General features: G+C 68.0%; 18 protein-coding genes. 6 read left to right on the top strand and 12 right to left on the bottom strand.

Features of this window, described 5'->3' with window-relative positions:
• Positions 1 to 49: 49 nt before the first annotated feature.
• Complete coding sequence (locus tag MJ603_RS04825; RefSeq protein WP_243062510.1) at positions 50 to 1,009, top strand: hypothetical protein; 960 nt, start codon at positions 50 to 52, stop codon at positions 1,007 to 1,009.
• Between the two features lie 487 nt (positions 1,010 to 1,496).
• On the opposite strand, the gene MJ603_RS04820 is transcribed toward MJ603_RS04825, so the two are convergent.
• From MJ603_RS04820 to sucC, 7 genes are all read right to left on the bottom strand, one after another.
• Positions 1,497 to 1,763 carry a hypothetical protein gene (locus tag MJ603_RS04820; RefSeq protein WP_243062509.1) on the bottom strand — a complete coding sequence of 89 codons (267 nt, stop codon included), beginning with the start codon at positions 1,761 to 1,763 and terminating at the stop codon, positions 1,497 to 1,499.
• 544 nt (positions 1,764 to 2,307) lie between these two features.
• A complete protein-coding gene (gene purH / locus MJ603_RS04815; protein ID WP_243062508.1) occupies positions 2,308 to 3,906 on the bottom strand; it encodes a bifunctional phosphoribosylaminoimidazolecarboxamide formyltransferase/IMP cyclohydrolase in 1,599 nt (532 codons plus the stop codon).
• Entirely contained in the window at positions 3,903 to 4,499 is a 597-nt protein-coding gene (purN, locus tag MJ603_RS04810; protein ID WP_243062507.1) for a phosphoribosylglycinamide formyltransferase, read from the bottom strand. The genes purH and purN overlap by 4 nt, the downstream gene beginning before the upstream one ends.
• Positions 4,500 to 4,617: 118 nt before the next feature.
• Positions 4,618 to 5,994 carry a DUF6350 family protein gene (locus MJ603_RS04805; RefSeq protein WP_243062506.1) on the bottom strand — a complete coding sequence of 459 codons (1,377 nt, stop codon included), beginning with the start codon at positions 5,992 to 5,994 and terminating at the stop codon, positions 4,618 to 4,620.
• A gap of 112 nt (positions 5,995 to 6,106) precedes the next feature.
• The gene (locus tag MJ603_RS04800) at positions 6,107 to 7,657 is read right to left on the bottom strand and encodes a hypothetical protein (RefSeq protein WP_243062505.1); all 1,551 of its coding nucleotides are present in this window, start codon (positions 7,655 to 7,657) and stop codon (positions 6,107 to 6,109) included.
• A 247-nt stretch (positions 7,658 to 7,904) separates the two neighbouring features.
• A complete protein-coding gene (sucD, locus tag MJ603_RS04795; protein ID WP_243062504.1) occupies positions 7,905 to 8,807 on the bottom strand; it encodes a succinate--CoA ligase subunit alpha in 903 nt (300 codons plus the stop codon).
• 17 nt (positions 8,808 to 8,824) lie between these two features.
• Entirely contained in the window at positions 8,825 to 9,988 is a 1,164-nt protein-coding gene (sucC, locus tag MJ603_RS04790) for an ADP-forming succinate--CoA ligase subunit beta (protein WP_243062503.1), read from the bottom strand.
• A 235-nt stretch (positions 9,989 to 10,223) separates the two neighbouring features.
• Here sucC and MJ603_RS04785 point away from each other — a divergent pair, with 235 nt between their 5' ends.
• Both MJ603_RS04785 and MJ603_RS04780 read left to right on the top strand, forming a co-directional pair.
• On the top strand, positions 10,224 to 11,063 hold the full coding sequence (locus MJ603_RS04785) for an oxygenase MpaB family protein (protein ID WP_243062502.1): 840 nt from the start codon (positions 10,224 to 10,226) through the stop codon (positions 11,061 to 11,063).
• A gap of 31 nt (positions 11,064 to 11,094) precedes the next feature.
• Positions 11,095 to 11,475 (top strand): hypothetical protein, encoded by a 381-nt coding sequence (locus MJ603_RS04780; RefSeq protein WP_243062501.1) that lies wholly within the window; start codon positions 11,095 to 11,097, stop codon positions 11,473 to 11,475.
• Positions 11,476 to 11,512: 37 nt separating this feature from the next.
• On the opposite strand, the gene MJ603_RS04775 is transcribed toward MJ603_RS04780, so the two are convergent.
• The gene (locus MJ603_RS04775) at positions 11,513 to 11,722 is read right to left on the bottom strand and encodes a hypothetical protein (protein ID WP_243062500.1); all 210 of its coding nucleotides are present in this window, start codon (positions 11,720 to 11,722) and stop codon (positions 11,513 to 11,515) included.
• 99 nt (positions 11,723 to 11,821) lie between these two features.
• Here MJ603_RS04775 and MJ603_RS04770 point away from each other — a divergent pair, with 99 nt between their 5' ends.
• Positions 11,822 to 12,193, top strand: coding sequence for a nuclear transport factor 2 family protein (locus MJ603_RS04770; protein WP_243062499.1), 372 nt, complete (start codon positions 11,822 to 11,824; stop codon positions 12,191 to 12,193).
• Here MJ603_RS04770 and murQ read toward each other — a convergent pair.
• Together murQ and MJ603_RS04760 are read right to left on the bottom strand one after the other, a co-directional pair.
• Positions 12,160 to 13,128, bottom strand: a complete 969-nt coding sequence (gene murQ, locus MJ603_RS04765; protein ID WP_243062498.1) for an N-acetylmuramic acid 6-phosphate etherase — start codon at positions 13,126 to 13,128, stop codon at positions 12,160 to 12,162. The genes MJ603_RS04770 and murQ overlap by 34 nt on opposite strands.
• A gap of 2 nt (positions 13,129 to 13,130) precedes the next feature.
• Positions 13,131 to 15,620, bottom strand: coding sequence for an ATP-dependent helicase (locus MJ603_RS04760; protein WP_243062497.1), 2,490 nt, complete (start codon positions 15,618 to 15,620; stop codon positions 13,131 to 13,133).
• A 233-nt stretch (positions 15,621 to 15,853) separates the two neighbouring features.
• On the opposite strand from MJ603_RS04760, the gene MJ603_RS04755 reads away from it, so the two are divergent.
• Positions 15,854 to 16,639 carry a class I SAM-dependent methyltransferase gene (locus tag MJ603_RS04755; protein ID WP_243062496.1) on the top strand — a complete coding sequence of 262 codons (786 nt, stop codon included), beginning with the start codon at positions 15,854 to 15,856 and terminating at the stop codon, positions 16,637 to 16,639.
• A 42-nt stretch (positions 16,640 to 16,681) separates the two neighbouring features.
• Here MJ603_RS04755 and MJ603_RS04750 read toward each other — a convergent pair whose 3' ends face one another.
• The gene (locus tag MJ603_RS04750; RefSeq protein WP_243062495.1) at positions 16,682 to 17,137 is read right to left on the bottom strand and encodes a MarR family winged helix-turn-helix transcriptional regulator; all 456 of its coding nucleotides are present in this window, start codon (positions 17,135 to 17,137) and stop codon (positions 16,682 to 16,684) included.
• Between the two features lie 100 nt (positions 17,138 to 17,237).
• Here MJ603_RS04750 and MJ603_RS04745 point away from each other — a divergent pair, with 100 nt between their 5' ends.
• Entirely contained in the window at positions 17,238 to 17,978 is a 741-nt protein-coding gene (locus tag MJ603_RS04745; RefSeq protein ID WP_243062494.1) for an SDR family oxidoreductase, read from the top strand.
• Here MJ603_RS04745 and MJ603_RS04740 read toward each other — a convergent pair.
• Complete coding sequence (locus MJ603_RS04740) at positions 17,975 to 18,430, bottom strand: DoxX family membrane protein (RefSeq protein WP_243062493.1); 456 nt, start codon at positions 18,428 to 18,430, stop codon at positions 17,975 to 17,977. The two genes, MJ603_RS04745 and MJ603_RS04740, sit on opposite strands and share 4 nt — an antisense overlap.
• Positions 18,431 to 18,527 lie beyond the last annotated feature (97 nt).

Here is an 18,527-nt window from a genome sequence, read left to right as displayed (position 1 = left end):
AGTCGAGGCCGACGACTGCGCGGCGGCCTGTTGCGTTGCGGCTCTGGTCGTGCCCGCCGCGGACGCGCCGTCGGTCGAAGGTTGCGTCGACGGGTCGGTCGATGCCGTGCCGCCCGCTGCAGGGGTCGAGCCGCCGGATGCCCCGGAGGTCGACGAGCCGGCGTCACCCGACGGCGAGGACTGCTGGGTCGACGGGTCCGTCGCCCCGGCGCCTGCGCCGCTTGAGTCTGACCCGGTCACCGACGGTGCGCCGGTCGAGCCGTCACCCTGGCCCGCGTCGCTCGCCGGGGGCGCGCTGGTCGCGCCGGTGTCGGTGGCGGCCGTGGCCGGGTCCGTCCCCGTCGAGTCGGCGCTCGTCGGAGCCGCGCTCGGCGTCGGCTGGTCGGTGGCGGCGGGAGTGGAGCCCGCGGGATCGGCCGGCGTCGAGGCATCCGTCGCATCGAACACGAATGCGAATCCGAGCGATGCACCCAGGCCGCCGTGCAACACGACACGGCCGTCGGCGCTCGGCTCAGGAGTCGAGTCGCTGCTCGGGGTGTCGGTGCTGCCCGGGTTCGAGGAGGGCGTCGGCGTCGGATCGCTGGTCTGCGTCGGCGTAGGGGTGGGGGTCGAGGTCGGAGTAGGGGTCGGCGTCGGAGTGGGAGTCGGCGTCGACGAGGGGTCCCCCGTCTGCGTCGAACCGCCCACCGAGGTGGGACCGGTGGTGCCGGGCCCGCACACCAGCGTGCTGCTGGACGTGCTGGTCGACGAGGAACTCGTCACGGTGTTCGTCGTCGGATCGACGGTGGTCGTCGGGGTCGGGGTCGAGGTCGGCGTCGAGCCGCCCTTGGTCATGTGGCAGTTCGACCCGTACGGCGACGTGGTGTGCCCAGAGGTGCTGTGGCTCGGCGTGCTGATCGTGGCCGGAACGCTCTGCTGCGAAGCTGCCAACGACGCCAGCAGCGCCGCGAGCAACGAGGGATCGACCTGTTGCACCACCTGCTGGGTGACGACCGGCGCCGGCGCCTGAGTAGTCGTCGTTGTCGTCGTCGGAGTCGGCGCGGGTGCCGGTGCGGGCTGCGGTGGCAGTTGGACGTGCACCGTGATGGTGTGCGTCGCGGGTGCCGCGGAGTCGGCGAATGCCGGACCCGTGACCACGGACTGCGCGAGGGCGAGCGCGAAAGCGCTGATCACCGCCGCGAAAACGACGACTGCCGACCGGCGGCGTGCAGGTGCGCGTGAAGTGACGTGACCGGTATCCCGATCCGTCGACATGCGCTTTCGCCCTGTCACGGCTACCCCGAGCTGAAGAACTCCATCCGCGGTGACCCGAACACCGCGACCCCATGGAGCCGACATCGGTGACGCTAGACCCAGGCTCAAGAGGGGTGCAACGACTTTCTTCCGCCTGACGCTCGCGACGGCATCCGCTCGTCATATGCCGCAGCGGCGTGTCGCGCGGCAGGCCGCCGAACTCGGGGCGTCGCAGCGGCCGCCGGTTCCCCCGAAGTGGGGGGTCAGTTCAGGTTGTGCGGCACCACCCCGCCGCGCTCGTTCGAGTCGTACGCGGCCTCGACGATCGCCATCGTGTGCTGCACGTCGTCGACCGAGGTCGGAAGCGTCGCGATCGACCCTTCGAGATACCTCTGCAGCACCCCCATCGAGCCGACGAAGGCGTCGGGGAACCAGCTGCCCTCGAACGGCAGGGGCTGCGGGCTCCGCCGAAGGTCCCAGACATGCTGGTGGGCGTCGATCATCACCATGCGCGCGGGACGGTCATGCATCGGAGTTCACCTCTTTGTGTGCCCGGGTGCGCCACGCAGTCGACATCAATCCCCGGTCGATGAGCTAGGGGTACGACAGGGTGCGCTTCGTGCGTCTGGTCTTCATCGGCGACACCGTCACCACTAGCGCCGAAATCGTGGACAAGCGCGACCATGCGACCCGAACGGAACACGGTCTCATCGACGAGCGAGTGACCGTTCAGAACGAGGACGGAGAGGTCGTTCTCGCCCTCGTCCACGTCTACCTGGTGGAGCGGGGCGGCCCCGCGCCTCCGCCGGTTGAGCGCGCCGCGGTCGCCGCAGACGCCCCTCCCCCGTCAGACCTCCCGAGGACGTTTTCGGTCCCCCAAAGGCCGTTTCGAAGTCAAATAATGCGAACCTCGAGCTCGGGGTTCGCATTATTTGACTTTCAAACGGGGCTTTCGATAGGCGTGCCTGCGGCGCGCTCCCCAACCGGCGGGAGGATCAGTGCGTGCGCTTCGCGCCCGACTGACTCCATCGGCTCGGCAGAGCACGCAAGCGTCCTCCGCTCTCGCCTCAGTCGTCAGTGGAAGAAGTGGCGCTCGCCTGTGAAGTACATCGTGACGCCTGCGGCCTTCGCTGCGTCGATCACGAGCTGGTCACGGATCGATCCGCCCGGCTGCACGATCGCCTTCACGCCTGCAGCGATCAGGGTCTCAGCGCCGTCGGGGAACGGGAAGTAGGCATCCGACGCCGCGACCGATCCCGCAGCGCGGTCACCCGCGCGCTTGACGGCGAGATCGCAGGAGTCGACGCGGTTCACCTGCCCCATGCCGACGCCGACCGACGCCCCGCCCGACGCGAGCAGGATGGCGTTCGACTTGACGGCCCGGCACGCGGTCCACGCGAATTCGAGGTCTGCGAGGGTCGCGGCATCCGCTGCCTCGCCCGACACGAGAGTCCACTCCGAAGCCGGCGTGAACCGGTGATCGGAGACCTGCATGAGCATGCCGCCGGAGAGCTGCTTGTACTCGACGGCCGGCAGCGCGAAGCCGGGCTGCAGCTTGAGGATGCGCAGGTCCTTCTTCGTCTGCAGCAGCTCCAGTGCCTGAGCCTCGTAGTCCGGCGCGATGATCACCTCGGTGAAGATCGGCTTCACGGACTGCGCCATCGCGAGCGTGACGGTGCGGTTCGCGGCGATGACGCCGCCGAACGCGGACTGCGGATCGCACTCGTGCGCCTTGCGGTGGGCATCCGCGATGTCGTCGGACTCCCCCGTCACCGCGATGCCGCAGGGGTTCGCGTGCTTGATGATCGCCACGGCAGGGGACGCGAAGTCGTTGGCGGCGCGCAAGGCGGCATCCGCGTCGACGTAGTTGTTGTACGACATCTCCTTGCCGCCGAGCTGCTCGGCCTGTGCGATGCCGTTGCCGCCCACGCTCTCGTAGAGTGCAGCGCCCTGGTGGCTGTTCTCGCCGTAGCGCAGCGACGCCTCGCGCTGCCAGGTCGCGCCCACCCACGCCGGGAATCCGGTGCCCTCGTCGTCGGCGGCGATCGTGCTGCCCAGCCATGAGGCGACGGCGACGTCGTAACTCGCCGTGTGGCGGAAGGCGTCGCGGGCCAGCGCCGTGCGGAACGCGAGCGTCGTGCCGCCGGCAGCGACGGCATCCGCCACCTCCGCGTAGCGGGAAGGCGAGGTGACGATGGCGACGTTCGCGAAGTTCTTCGCGGAGGCGCGCACCATGGCCGGGCCGCCGATGTCGATGTTCTCGACGATCTCCGACGCATCGGCGCCCGAGGCGACCGTCTGCGCGAACGGGTACAGGTTGCTGATCACGAGCTCGAAGGGTGCGATGCCGAGCTCGGCGAGCTGTCGTTCGTGGTCCTCGAGGCGCAGGTCGGCGAGCAGGCCGGCGTGCACGGCCGGGTGCAGTGTCTTGACGCGCCCGCCGAGCGATTCGGGGAATCCGGTGAGATCGGAGACATCCGTGACGTCGAGGCCCGCCTCGCGGATGACGCGCGCCGTGTTGCCGGTCGAGACGAGCTCCACGCCGGCGTTCTTCAGCGTCGCCGCCAGCTCGACGATGCCCGTCTTGTCGATGGCTGAGAGCAACGCACGACGCACGGGAATGACGTCGCGTTCGCGGTAGAGGCTCGGATCTGCGGCGTGCGGTGCGCTCATGCTGTGGCCAGCTCCTTGAGGTCGATGTGTCCGTTGGCGATGTCGAGAACTGCCTGGATGAGCAGGCGGCGCTCCACGACCTTGATGCGATCGTGCAGACTGCCCTCCGTGTCGTCGGGCAGAACCGGCACGCGTTCGCGGGCGATGATCGGGCCGGAGTCGACACCGTTGTCGACGACGATCACGCTCGCCCCGGTCTGCGAGACGCCGGCGGCGAGCGCGTCGCGCACCCCGTGGGCACCGGGGAACTCCGGCAGGAACGCCGGATGGGTGTTGATCATGTTCGGACTGAGCGCATCGACCACCCGCGACGGGAAGAGTCGCATGAACCCCGAGAGGATGACCACGTCGGGCCGCCACTGCACGATCTGCTCGAGCACGGCGTCGCCCCACTCCTCCCGGCTGTCGAAGGACGAGAACGCCACAGTGAACGTCGGGATGCCGTATTCCTCTGCCACCTGCAGGCCACCTGCATCGTCGCGGTCGCTGCCGACGGCGACGACCCTGGCCGGAAACTCCGCATCGGAGGATGCCTCGAGCAGAGAGCGCAGGTTGGATCCCTGGCCTGAGACCAGCACGACGAGCGACAGCACCCCCCAAGCCTACCGGCGCGCGAGTGCTCGATTGAGCACACCGCGAGGGCCGAAGCGACTGGCTCTTCGTGCCGCTACAGGGCTGCCGCAACGTCAAGATGGGACTGCAAGGCGGTCATCACGACCACGGCTCCTTTGCACCCAGACGCGGAATCGGTGCGGTGTCGGATGCCGTCGACTGCGCCACGGTCCTGCGCTCGCGCAGGCTGAGATGCGGCTCTGCGTCGTCGCTCTGCCGACGAAGGGCGATGCCGATCGCCGCGCCCACGAGCACCTCGAGCGCGACGGCACCGGCGATGAGGAGTCCGTTGGGTCCGGCGTGCTGAAGACGGCCGGGTCCGATCGCGCCGGCCGACCACCAGGCGAGCAGGCCGACGATCGCGCCGGAGCCGACAGCCGTTCCGAGCACGACGAGTGCGAGTCGACCAGTGCTCCAGTCATCCTGACGGGACAGGCGAAGGGCGCGTGGGGCGAACATTGGGTTCAGTCGCTGCCTGGTGAGCATGCCGGCGGCCACGCCGCACAGAACGGGTGCGAGCACGCCGATGAGCCCGAACGCCGGATCGCTCTGCGGCAGCGCTCCGAGCAGCGGCACGTTCGGCAGGGGGCCGACCAGCGTCTGCGTCGGATCGACCGACGAACCGGTGCCGAGCGCGAAGCCTGGACCGGCGAGCCACGAAGCCGTCCAGATCACGGCGTTCGGCAGCAGTGCCAGCTGGGTGAGAGTGAGCGCGGCCGAACCCAGCGCGCCGGGTTGCAGTGCCTCGTAGAGGGCCACGATCCTGCCGTAGCGCACCGCCATCAGCACGGCGAGGAACAGGGCTGCGACAGCCACGATCAGCAGGGATGCCGCGACCGCGCCCCTCAGCGACGCAGCGAGCACAGCGCGCGTCGACGGACTCCAGCTGCTCACCGGCCACGGCACGGATGCCCGCCCGCCGGGCTCGTGATCCCGGGCGCCGTGATCCGCGAGCCCGGTGTCCGCGCGATCGTGTGTCTCTGCCGCGGCCAGCCCGATCACGATTCCGAGCGCGAAGACCCCGGCCGGCAGGATCGCGCCCTGCAGCAGCGACGGCACGATCGGCCCGGTGTGCGCGCTCAACGTGACGATGGTCGACAGCACGGCGAACACCACGACCCCGGTCACGGACGCCGTGATCGCGTGCGGGGTCGCCCAGGCCCGGCGTCCGGTGCGTGATCCGAGCAGCGCGGTCAGCACGGCGAACCCGAGCGCCGCGATGGTCACGGTGAACACGGTCTGGCCGCCGAGCCCGAAACCGGCAGCCACCGCCGGGTCGAGCGTGACGGTCACGTCGACGCCATGGCCGAGCAGCCACACGTCGCAGGCGGCACGCCAGAACGTCACCCAATCGGCGGCGAGGTTGAACTGCACACCCCACATGATCGTGAGCGGAACGAGTGGAATCGCCACGCCGATACCGAGCGCGATCACCGCGTCGAGCGCGGCGAGAAGGGAGACGGCGATGCGGTTCATGCGGCATCGACCCTACCGGCGATGAGGAACCCATTCCTGCTGGCGCGCCAAGGCACAGACAGCTGTCAGCGCTCCGACGCCGGCCGGCGCCACGGTCAAGCAGTCGCGGAGGTCAGGCGGTCGCGGCGAACGGCGTCGCGGCATCCGTTTCGTCCGCTTCGACCGGTGGCCTGGCGAGCAGCTCGAGCACGGCGACCACGACAATGGCGATGACCGCTGTCCAGACGATGAGCGGCGGCGTGAGGGGCCGGCCGAACACCACGATCGCTGCTGCGATGAGCCCGACCAGCACGCGGAGCAGCAGGCGCTGACGGTACATCCAATCGCCGACCTTGCCGGTGCTGATGCCGTGCCGTTCCGCACCCCGACGAGCCGCTGCGAAGCCGGAGCTCACGTATCCGCGCAGGGCTGCGGCCCATCTGAACGGACCGGACAGAACGGCGATCACGAACACCGTGAACGCGAGCACGGCGACCGCGACGACGATGCTCTGCACGAATTGCAGGATGCCGCTGTAGATCGTGCCTGCGGCATCCGCGGGTATCACGTCGGCGACGGAGAGTTGGAAGATCGTCTTGCCCACCGAGATCCCTATGCCGACGAGCACCATCGTGAGGCCGAGTGCGAACGATGCCCAGATCAGCGCGATCGTGCGCCGCCGCGCCACCAGCACCCCGGCCGCCAGCAGCACGAGAACGACCCAGGGCAGCCAGATGCCGACCGCGACCACGAGGTTGTACAGGCCGATGTAGAGCGAGACGGAATTCGACTGTGCGATCACGATGGTCCGATTGATCGCAGGGATGCTCTTCGCGAACGTGAATCCCTGATCGACGAGCTGCTTCTTCACCGCCTCGATGATCGGTCCGAGTTGCAGGCCGATCTGGCCGCCTGTGCCGACGGTGACGGCCGCGTTCTTGTCACCGCGCAGGGTGGCGAGCAGCTGGGTGTGCGTGGTGGTGAGCGCCTGTTTCCAGATCGTGGCGAAGGCATCCGACTGCACGAAGCTCGTGACCGTCGAGGTGATGAGGCTCTTGATGCCCGCAACGAGCGGCGCCTGCAGGGTACCGAGGGCGCTCGACGCGCGTGGCGGCAGGCCGAGGTTCTCGATGCCGGTGAAGACGTCCGAGGTGATGCCCTTGATATCGACGTTCGCCTCGATCGCGGCAACCGACTGCGTCACCACCAGGTTCTGTACCGCCGGCTTCTTCGCGAGCGGGGCGAAGGTGTTCACGAAGTAGTCAGTGTTCGTCAGTTCGCGCTGCGCCCAGCTCGACACCACGGACACGGGCGCGAGCAGCGACGCGACCACCACGAGCACCGTCGCCAACAGCGTCCAGCCCCAGCTGCGCTTCTTCTTCGTCTTAACGGCCGCCACACCTGCCGTGCCAGCCTTCACGCTCGCCACGGCCGCGGCATCCACCTGCGCCCGCGCCTCCGCCAGAGCTTCCACCCTGGCCGCCTCGATCGCCTCAGCCGACCTGATCCGCTCGGCCTCGACGTCCGCACGCGCCTGTTCGGCCACTGCGTGCTCTGCATCGACATCGGCCCGAGCTTGCTCGGCCGCGACACGCTGCGCCTCGACCTCGCGAGCGAGTTCTTCGTTCGCTCTCGCGAGCTGCTCGAGCTGCTCCTGCAGTTGCTGATTGGTCAGGCGCGCCATGGCATCCCCCACACGACGTCGGCGGTCGCTGCGCCCAGCGATTCGTCCGCATCGTGGCGCGCATCGAGACGGCACACCGTACCGCTGCGACACACTCTAGGACGCTGCAACAACGTCATGGCCATGCCGGTTGCGGTTCATCCGTAAGAGATGAGCGTCAACGACCGCAGCCACTTCGCGCGTCCACAGCCAGTTCACCTGGCCGCGATTGCGCGAAGCGGCTGCGATTCGATGCGATTCGATGCGCTTACAGCGTTGCGTAGACCTCACGGAGGAGCGCTGCGGTCTCGCTCGGCGTCTTGCCGACCTTGACGCCCGCCGCCTCGAGTGCTTCCTTCTTCGCCTGCGCGGTTCCGGCGGAGCCGGACACGATCGCACCGGCGTGACCCATGGTCTTGCCTTCCGGCGCCGTGAAGCCCGCGACGTAGCCGACGACCGGTTTCGTCACGTTCGCCTTGATGAAGTCGGCCGCGCGCTCCTCGGCGTCGCCGCCGATCTCGCCGATCATCACGATCGCCTTCGTCTCGGGGTCGGCCTCGAACGCGGCGAGCGCGTCGATGTGGGTGGTGCCGATGATCGGGTCGCCTCCGATGCCGATGGCGGTGGAGAAGCCGAGGTCGCGCAGCTCGTACATCATCTGGTAGGTCAGCGTGCCCGACTTCGAGACCAGACCGATGTGGCCCTTGCCCGTGATCGTGGCGGGCGTGATGCCCACCAGCGACTCACCGGGAGTGATGATCCCGGGGCAGTTCGGCCCGATGATGCGGGTCTTGTCGCCCTTCGCCTTGGCCTCGGCCCACGCCTCGGCACTGTCCTGCACCGGGATGCCCTCGGTGATCACGACGAGAAGCGGGATCTCGGCCTCGATGGCCTCGAGCATCGCATCCTTGGCGAAGGCCGGCGGCACGAAGATGATCGAGACATCCGCCCCGGTCTTCTCGATGGCCTCTGAGACGGCGCCGAAGACGGGCAGTTCGACTGCGGACCCATCGGCCGCGGTGTGCGAGACGGTGGTGCCGGCCTTGCGTGCGTTCACGCCGCCGACGACCTGGGTGCCGGCCTTGAGCATGAGCGCGGTGTGCTTGGTGCCCTCGCCTCCGGTGATGCCCTGGACGATGACCTTGGAGTCCTTGTTGAGGAAGATCGACATGAGTTTCTACCGGATCCTTACTTCGATGCCAGCTCGGCGGCCTTGTCGGCGCCCTGGTCCATCGTCTCGGCGAGCGTGACGAGCGGGTGGTTGTAGTCGGTGAGGATGCGACGACCCTCGACCACGTTGTTGCCGTCCAGTCGTACGACGAGCGGCTTCGACGCCTCGGCGCCCAAAATGTCCAGCGCGCCGACGATGCCGTTGGCAACCGCGTCGCAGGCGGTGATGCCGCCGAACACGTTGACGAACACGCTCTTGACCTGCGGGTCGTTCAGGATGACGTCCAGGCCGGCGGCCATGACCGACGCGGATGCCCCGCCTCCGATGTCGAGGAAGTTCGCCGGCTTCACGCCGCCGTGGTTCTCGCCCGCGTAGGCGACGACATCCAGTGTCGACATCACAAGGCCAGCACCGTTGCCGATGATGCCGACCTGCCCGTCGAGCTTGACGTAGTTGAGGTCGTTCTCCTTGGCCTTGGCCTCCAGCGGGTCGGCCGCGGCCTTATCTTCGAGCGCCTCGTGGTCGGGGTGGCGGAAGCCGGCGTTCTCGTCCAGGGACACCTTGCCATCGAGGGCGACGATCTCGCCCTCACCGGTGAGCACCAGCGGGTTCACCTCGACGAGGGTCGCGTCCTCTCCCTTGTACACGTCGTAGAGCCTGACCAGCACGGGGGCGACCTTCTCGATCAGATCGTCCGGGAACCCGGCCGCCTTCGCGATCTGCTTGGCCTTCGACTCGTCGATCCCGTCGAGCGGGTCGACCTCGATGCGTGCGAGCGCCTCGGGCTTCTCGACCGCGAGCTGCTCGATCTCCATGCCGCCCTCGACGCTGGCCAGCGACAGGTAGGAGCGGTTGGCCCTGTCGAGCAGAACGGAGAAGTAGAACTCGCGCGCGATGTTCGCACCGCCTGCAACCATCACGCGGCGCACGACGTGCCCCTTAATGTCGAGGCCGAGGATGGCCTTCGCGGCCTCTTCGGCGTCATCCGGCGTCTTGGCGACCTTGACTCCACCGGCCTTGCCGCGCCCGCCGACCTTCACCTGGGCCTTGACAACGGTCACGCCGCCGAGCTTCTCGGATGCCGCGCGCACCTCCTCGACGGTGTCTGCGACGATCCCCGGCAGCACCGGGACCCCGTATTTTTCGAACAGGTCTCGTGCCTGGTACTCGTAAAGATCCACTGCTTCCCAATCCGTGTGCGGGTGAATGGCAGTCGGTGCGTGCAAGACGGCTGAGGGCACTGTGCTTACCAAAACCGTGCGGTTGAACACATCAGTCAGATAGCTCGACGCCGAGATAAATTGCCAGCGACAGCCTACCCGAGCGGCATGGCCGCTCTCTCCATGCCGGCGGACCCGTGGCCGGCTCACGTCTTGGGCCTCGCGTCCCTCCAGCCTCGGCGGCTACCGTGACCACATGATTCTGCAGCGCACTCTGAGGCGCACTCTGAGGCGCACCTCGCGGCGCATCTCGCAGCCGCTCGGGCTCGCCGACATCGGCGGCGAGTGGATCATGCCGATCGGCGGCGGGTGCGCGATCCTGCTGCAGCTCGCAGAGCCTTCCGTAGGCCGCGGCGTCGCGGACCACAGCGACTTCGCCGCAAGGCCCTACGACCGGCTGGTGAACACGCTCACGTATGTGACGGCGGTGGCGTGCGGCGATGCGGCAGACATCCGTGCCGTGCACCGCTCCATCGGTCGCGCTCACGCCCCGGTGCGCGGCGACGCGACGGATGCCTCCCCGGGCTACTCCGCGTTCGACGCCGACCTGCAGCTCTGGGTCACCGCCACCCTGTACTGGACGGCTTCGCGCGTGCACGAGCGGGTCTTTGGACCGCTCGATGCGGCATCCGCCGACCGTTTCTACCGGGAGTTCGCGGCAATCGGCACCTCGCTGCAGCTGCCACAGAATGCCTGGCCGGCCGATCGCGCCGCCTTCTCCGCGTACTGGGACGGCGCCGTCGCCGCGCTGCGCGTGACGCAGCAGGCCAGAGTCGTCGCGCGCGAGCTGTTGAGCGCGCGTTCCGCACCGGTGTGGATGCGTGTGGCCATGCCATGGGCACGGCTCGCGACCGTCGCGCTGCTGCCCGAGCCGGTGCGCGCAGCATTCGGGCTGCGGCTGAGTGAACGCAACCGACTCAGGTACGAGCGGATGATGTCGCTCACCGCCGCGATCTACCCGCGCTTGCCCCTGCGCGTGCGTCATCTGGTGCGCGATCGGCTGCTGCGGCGGCTGCGCGCGACCTCCGTGTCATAGCGCGTCGCCCGGCTCCAATATGCTGTCGGGCGTGTCCTCCTCTTACGACTGTTTCATCGCCGGCGACCACGAGGCAGCGAAGCATCTGATCGCGGGCGCACTGAACTCCCAAGGCTTCACCGTCGAAGTGCAGCCCGACAACAACTGGCTGGCCAAGCGCGGGAACCTGACGACGACGGTATTCGTCGGCGCGCTCGCTGGCGACGACTTCCAGGTCACGTTCGGCGTGCAGTTCTTCGTCGACGACCAGGGGCAACTCGTGGCCAGGCTGGACAAGAACGTCGCCGTCGGATTCTTCAAAGGCGGCGTCTGGGGCCTGAGCAAGATCGACAGGGCGTTCGCCGAGACCGCAGGGGCCGTCTATGCCGCGCTGACCGGCGCGGGCGTGCTCACGAACACGCTCGAGGGTTAGGACCGCCCGCACACGAGACCGTCACAGGACGGTGCCATCACGCCGCGCGCGAGGTCGCGACGACGGATGCCGCCTCGTTCTCGAGCTCGCCGGCGCACTCGGCGCACAGCCATACCGATTCGCCCTCGTCGTCGAACTGGAGGAAGGCGGGCTCTGCACAATCGGCGCAACGATGGGTGGCGAGCAGAGCGTCGAGGTCGTCGTCGGCATCCGCGTTCTCGATGATGAACTGCTCGTCTCGGGTCATGTCTCCATGGTGCGACGGGGGTGCGACATTCGACTGAGGCGTGCCGCGAATGCCGGTATCCGGCATGGCGCGGTCGGCGGCCCGTGCTACACCGTTGCCATGAGCGAACGAGTGCAGCGGTGGATCGATGGCTACGTCACCGCGTGGAATTCGAACGAGCCGGCCGACATCCGGGCCCTCTTCACGGACGACGCCACGTATCTCACCGCCCCGTTCCGCGAGCCGTGGCGCGGGCCAGACGACATCGTGACGAAGTGGCTGGAACGCAAGGACGAGCCGGGCGACACGAGCTTCACATGGGAGCAGATCGGCGAAGACGGAGATCGCGCCTTCGTGCAGGGCGTCACGGTCTACGAACGCGCCACGTTCAGCAACCTCTGGGTGATCGACTTCGCGCCCGATGGCCGGGCGGTCGCGTTCACCGAGTGGTGGATGGATCAGTCCGACTCGGATGCCGCCTCGGAAGAGTGAGCCGCGGCCGGTGACGCGGCGGCGATCGCGTCGCGCAGCATCCCATCGTGGTCGTTCAGGACGCCCACCGCGGCCTCGCCCCCGAGCCCCGTGACCACGACGAGGATCGCCGCCTTCACCCACCCGCCCACCGCGGCCAGCGCGGCGGCCGCGGTCGCGGCATCCGTCCCGGTCGCCTGCATCACGATGCGCTCCGACCGCGCCCGAAGCTTCTCGTTCGTGGCCCGCACGTCGACCATGAGGTTGTCGTAGACCTTGCCGAGCCGCACCATCGTGAGCGTCGAGATCATGTTGAGCACGAGCTTCTGCGCCGTGCCCGCCTTGAGCCGCGTCGAACCGGTGACGAACTCCGGGCCGACGACGGTCTCGATCGCCACGTCGGACGCTTCGCCGATGGCGGACCCTGCGTTGCACGCGAACCCGACGGTGGCCGCTCCGCGGTCGCGCGCCCTGCGCAGGGCGCCGAGCACGTACGGCGTGCGACCAGAGGCTGAGATGCCGACCACGGTGTCGTGCTCGCCGACGCCGTGCTCGTCCATCGCAGTGGCGCCGGCGACGTCGTCGTCCTCCGCGTTCTCGACCGCCGTGCGGATCGCGGTGTCGCCACCGGAGATCACGCCGATCACGCGGGAGGGGTCCATACCGTACGTCGGCGGGATCTCACTGGCGTCGAGCACGCCGAGCCGGCCGGGTGTACCGGCGCCGACGTAGATCAGCCGGCCGCCGGCGCGCATCCCGTCGACGACGAGCGCGATCGCCCGTTCGATCTCGGGCGCGGATGCCGCCACCGCCTCTGACACCTTCGCGTTCTCCGCGTTCATCAGCGCGATCTGCTCCGACAGCGGCAGCAGATCGAGGCCGTGCGTCGCGGGGTTCACGCCCTCGGTGGAGAAGGCGTCGAGGCTGTCGCGGAGTTCGGAGCGATCGTCGTTCATGCTCACAGTTTCTCGATGGGGGCGATCTTGATCAGTAGCTTCTTCGCACCCGACGTGTCGAACTGCACGTGAGCGACCCGCTTCGTGCCTTCGCCCGTCACTGCGGTGACACGCCCCTCGCCGAAGTCGACGTGACGGATGCGATCGCCCGGCTCGAGCGTGAGGTCCCCGTTGTCGCGCACCTGCGCCGTCACGCGGTTCGGCCATGCGCTGGCCGGAATCTGCGGCTTCGCGCCGAACGTTCCACCCGCCCCGGAGAGTCCACGATCGGGACCGCGCTCCGGGCGGCGTGCATTCAGCGCACGCGACTGCGTTCCTCCGCGAGAGTTGGCGAAGCCCGGCGACTGCTTCCACTCGATCAGCTCGCCGGGGATCTCTTGCAGGTATCGACTCGGCATCGCGACCGCGACCTCGCCGTATTGGGCCCTGGTCATCGCGAGCGACAGGTAGAGCCGCTTGCGGGCGCGGGTGATGCCCACATAGAACAGTCGGCGTTCCTCGGACGGCCCGCCCGGCTCGTTCGCCGACATGCGGTGCGGGAGCAGGTCTTCCTCGACGCCGGTGATGAACACGGCGTCGTACTCCAGGCCCTTCGCCGTGTGCAGCGTCATGAGCGAGACTGTTCCGCTCGCGTCGTCGATCTCGTCGGCCGCGGCGACCAGTGAGACCTCTGTGAGGAATTCGATCAGTCCGCCCCCCGGGTTGTTGCGCTCGAACTCCTTCGTCACGGCGACGAGTTCTTCGACGTTCTCCGCCCGCGCCTCGTTCTGCGGGTCGCGGCTCGCGCGCAGCGAGTCCACCAGCCCCGAACCCTTCAGCAGGTGCACGAGAACGTCGCTCACCTTCGCGGCTCCTGCCGGGTTCTCCGGGTCGACCATGCCCGAGCCCTCATCGAGCAGCCGGGCGAGGTCGACGATCGCCTTCGTCACCTTGGGCCCGAGTCCGAGGGATGCCGCGTCGCGCATCGCCTGCCTGAAGTCGAGCCCGTTCGCCTCGGCATAGCCGGCCAACTGGGTGACCGTGGCAGGCCCGATTCCACGTTTAGGCGTGTTCAGGATGCGCCTCAGTGCCATCTCGTCGGACGGATTAGCGACCGCGATGAGGTAGCCCATCGCATCCTTGATCTCGGCACGCTCGTAGAACTTGGTACCGCCCATGATGCGGTACGGCAGCGCCGACCGGATGAAGATCTCCTCGAGAGCACGCGTCTGAGAGTTGGTGCGGTAGAAGACGGCGATCTCGTTGTACGGCATGCCGTCGGTGTGCAGCTTCTCGATCTCGTCTGCCACGAACTGGGCCTCGTCGTGGCCGGAGTATCCGGTGTAGCCGATGATCTTCTCGCCGTCGCCGCCCGACGACCACAGCTTCTTGTCTTTGCGGTCGAAGTTGTTCGAGATGACCGAGTTGGCGGCCGACAGGATGTTCTGGGTGGAGCGATAGTTCTGCTCGAGCAGCACGACCTTCGCGCCGGGGAAGTCGCGTTCGAACTCCGAGATGTTGCGGATGTCCGCCCCGCGGAACGCGTAGATCGACTGATCGGAGTCGCCCACCACCGTGAGAGATGCACCAGGAACGCGGCCGGTGGCATCCACCAGCCCGCGCATCGTGAAGTCCCGCGCCTCGAGCTCGGCGACCTCCTCGGGTTCGATCGGCTGCGTGAGCGCGTGGATCAGCTCGTACTGCGCGTGATTGGTGTCCTGATACTCGTCGACCAGGATGTGCCTGAATCGTCGCTGGTACAGCGCCGCCACATGCGGGAACGCACGGAACAGGTAGACGGTCTGGCTGATCAGGTCGTCGAAGTCGAAGGCGTTGGCACGCTCCAGCTCCCGGCTGTACTGCCGGAAGATCTCCAGGAACATCGCCTCCTTCGGGTCGGATCGGTTCGCCGAGCGGGCGAACGAGTCCACGTCGGAGAGATCGTTCTTCAGGTTGGAGATGCGCGCTGCGGCGCTGCCGGGAGTGAAGCCGAACGTGTCGGCCTCGAGCTCCTTGATGATGCGCTTCAGGAGCGCCTTCGAGTCGCCCGCGTCGTAGATCGTGAAGCTGCGGTTGTAGCCGAAGTGCTCAGCCTCGCGGCGCAGAATGCGCACGCACGCGCTGTGGAACGTGGAGATCCACATGCCCTGCGCGCTCTCACCGACGAGGGCCTCGACGCGCTCCCGCATCTCGGCGGCAGCCTTGTTGGTGAACGTGATCGCGAGGATCTGGCTCGGCCACGCCTCGCGGTTCGCCAGCAGGCTCGCGATGCGGTGCGTGAGCACGCGGGTCTTGCCCGACCCGGCACCGGCGACGATGAGCAGCGCCTGCCCGCGGAATTCCACAGCTTCTTTCTGCTGCGGATTCAGGCCGTCGAGCAGGCTGTCGCCGCCGAAGTGCGGATGGAACGAGCGTTCGTCCGCACCGACATCGACACCGTCGAGGATGATCGGAGCGGATGCCCGAAAGGCGTCCGGCTCGCGCGTGACATCGGATTCGAGAGGCGTCGTCATGGGTGTCACAAGTCTACGGTCGACCACCGACCGCGCGGGCGCGCGCGTCGACTCCGGCGCAGCTCCCCCGCGCCTCCCCTGTTTCTCGGGCACGCTCCCGCACTCGAGCGGTGTGCTCGAATTCGGAGATCCGTGACGACGCGCCGCCGATCGGGGCCGACACGCGGGCATCCGCCGCGGATCTCCGAAACCCGGCACGCCGATCGCGCCACCCGTCGCGAAAGAATGGTGGCATGACCCCCTCGAGACACACTGACGGAAGCGCCGGCGACGCGAACTACGGCACGATCGGCGCGAACTACGCCAGATATCGCAGGCCCGATGCGCACATCGCCGCCCGAATCAGGGATGCCATCGGCGACGCCCGCACCCTGCTGAACGTCGGTGCCGGCGCGGGCTCCTACGAACCGACCGATCTCAGCGTCACCGCGGTGGAGCCCTCCGCCACCATGCGCGCGCAGCGACCCACCGATCTGACTCCTGCGATCGACGCGGTGGCCGAGCACCTGCCGTTCGACGACGGCGCGTTCGATGCGGCGCTGGCGACGTTCACCGTGCACCAGTGGCCCGACCTCGAGGCAGGGCTGGCCGAGGTGCGACGGGTGACGCGCGGACCGATCGTGGTGCTCACCGCTGACCCTGCACGGCTCACGCGGTTCTGGCTGAACGAGTACGCACCCGAGGTTCTCGCAGCCGAAGGCGGCCGGTACCCGAGCATGGCGCGACTGCTGGCCGCGCTGGGTGGGGAGGCCCGGGCATCCGTGCTGCCGGTTCCGATTCCGCTGGACTGCACCGACGGTTTCGGCGAGGCCTACTACGGGCGGCCAGAGGCGCTGCTCGACCCTGGAGCGCGGCTGGCGAACTCGGCGTGGAGTTTCGTGGGCGACGACGTCGAGCAACGCTTCGTCGAGCGGCTCTCCGCCGACCTCGCCGACGGTTCGTGGGATGCCCGCCACGGTGCCCTACGCGCCGCACCTGAGTTCGAGGGGTCGCTCGTGCTCGCTGTCGGGCGTCCGTGAGGCGGTGGAATCGTCCGCTCCGACGCGCCTCCGTGCCGCTCGCTATCCGGGCAGTCCGGGGTGCGCTTCCAGTAGTTTCGCCAGCAGACTCCGAAGCTGATCTGATTCCGCCGCGGAGAGATTCGTGGTGAGTTCTGCTTGAGCGGCATCGGTGGCGGCCTGTAACTCGTCCAGGTAGCGCCGTCCGCTCGGCGTGATCGAGACCGTGTTGCGGCGGCGGTCCGAAGGGTCCGTCGCCCGGATGATGCACCCGGCGTCGTCGAGGCGCGTCGCGATGCCGTTGATGCGGTTGCGATCCAGCCCGAGTCGACGGCCGAGGTCTGCCTGGCTGATGGGGCCGTATTCCTCCAACGCGGCCAAGACGGCGAAGTCCGCTCGTCCGGTCGCCGGCATCCGTGTTCCGGTCGATCGTCTTCCGGCGATGTTGACCTTGTTCACCTGCCAGCTCACGAGCGACCGCAATCGGGCCGGCGGTTGGGTCGCGTCGTCATCAGCCATGCCGACATCATAACCGTTGCCATCAACAACGAATGTATGTATCGTTGTCGTCGACAACGTTGTTTAATACAACGAATTGGATTCGAGGTTTGGAGACCCGATGAGTGAAACCCCTTGGACGACACCCGAACTGATCGGTCACCGAGTTCTGGTGCCGGGCGGCACAGGAGCAGTCGGGGGAGGCGTCGTTCGAGCATTCCTCGCGGCCGGCGCAGAGGTGATCGTTCCCACCCGGTCAGAGGAGCGGTCGATCGAGTTCCGGACCTTGCTGGGGGCGGTCGCGGATGAGCGTCTGCACCTGATCGTGCACGACTACACCTCCTTCGCCGGCGCGCAGGATCTTGTCGAGCAGATCGTGCACTTCCGCGGTGGTCTCGATTCCGTCGTCGCGCCGATCGGGGGCTGGTGGCAGGGACGCACGCTCGCGGAGGTGACCGAGGAAGACTGGCACGCTGCGTTCACCGAACTCGCGACCACGCACATGGCGGTGCTGCGTGCGGCACTTCCGCGCCTGAGCGACAAGGGCGCGTACACGATCGTCGTCGGTGATTCTGCGACCTGGCCGGTTCCGGGCAGCGGTCTTGTGAGCATGGAGCAGGCGGCGCTGCTGATGATGCAGCGAGTCGCCGCTGCCGAGGCTGCGGAATCGCGGCGCGTGTTCTCCTTGGTCCTCGGACCGGTCTCCACGCGGCATGCCGAAGGCACCGTCGACGCGGGCGATGTCGGTAGGGTTGCCGTCGCGATCTCAGCCGGCGCCACTCCGAGCTCCTCCATCGGCCTGCACGGACCGGACGAAGTCAAGACCGCTCTCGATCAACTTGCGATCGAGGTAGTGGCCTAGACGAAGGCGGCTACCAGAATGAGCGCGCCCAGCATGATCTGCGCGATGAGGCGCGGCCAGAACGGCACGGCAAGGGCTCCGAACTTCTCACGGTGCCGCGCGGCATAGGCGTTGGCCGGGAAGACGGCCGCGAGGAACACGACGAGCGCGATGCCCGCCGCAATCCGCGTCGGTGCGAAGAGCAGGCCGAGCCCGCCTGCGATCTCGCAGACGCCCGTGAAGTACACCAACATCCGTGGCGTGATCTGCGTCGAACGCAGCCGCGGTGGGATCATCGCCGCCATTCCGCGCACCGATCGCGGAACGAAATGGTTGATCCCCATCCCCACGAACACGGCAGCCAGCAGGATGCGCAATACGAACGCGGCCACGGTCATGAGAGCGACCTCCTCGTTCTGCCTGTCGTGCACATAGAGCCCGTAGCGCACATTCGGCATCTTCAGGTGGTTCATCGACACCGACGCTCAGGGGCAAGGGCCGCCCACCATCCTTTCAGTTCGTCTGGCCTCGGCCGGCCGAACTCGGGCAGGGCAGCGGATCTGAGACCGG

The sequence above is a fragment of the Humibacter sp. RRB41 genome, assembly GCF_022761015.1.
Lineage (GTDB): Bacteria > Actinomycetota > Actinomycetes > Actinomycetales > Microbacteriaceae > Humibacter.
This window is presented reverse-complemented; position numbering and strand designations above follow the sequence as displayed.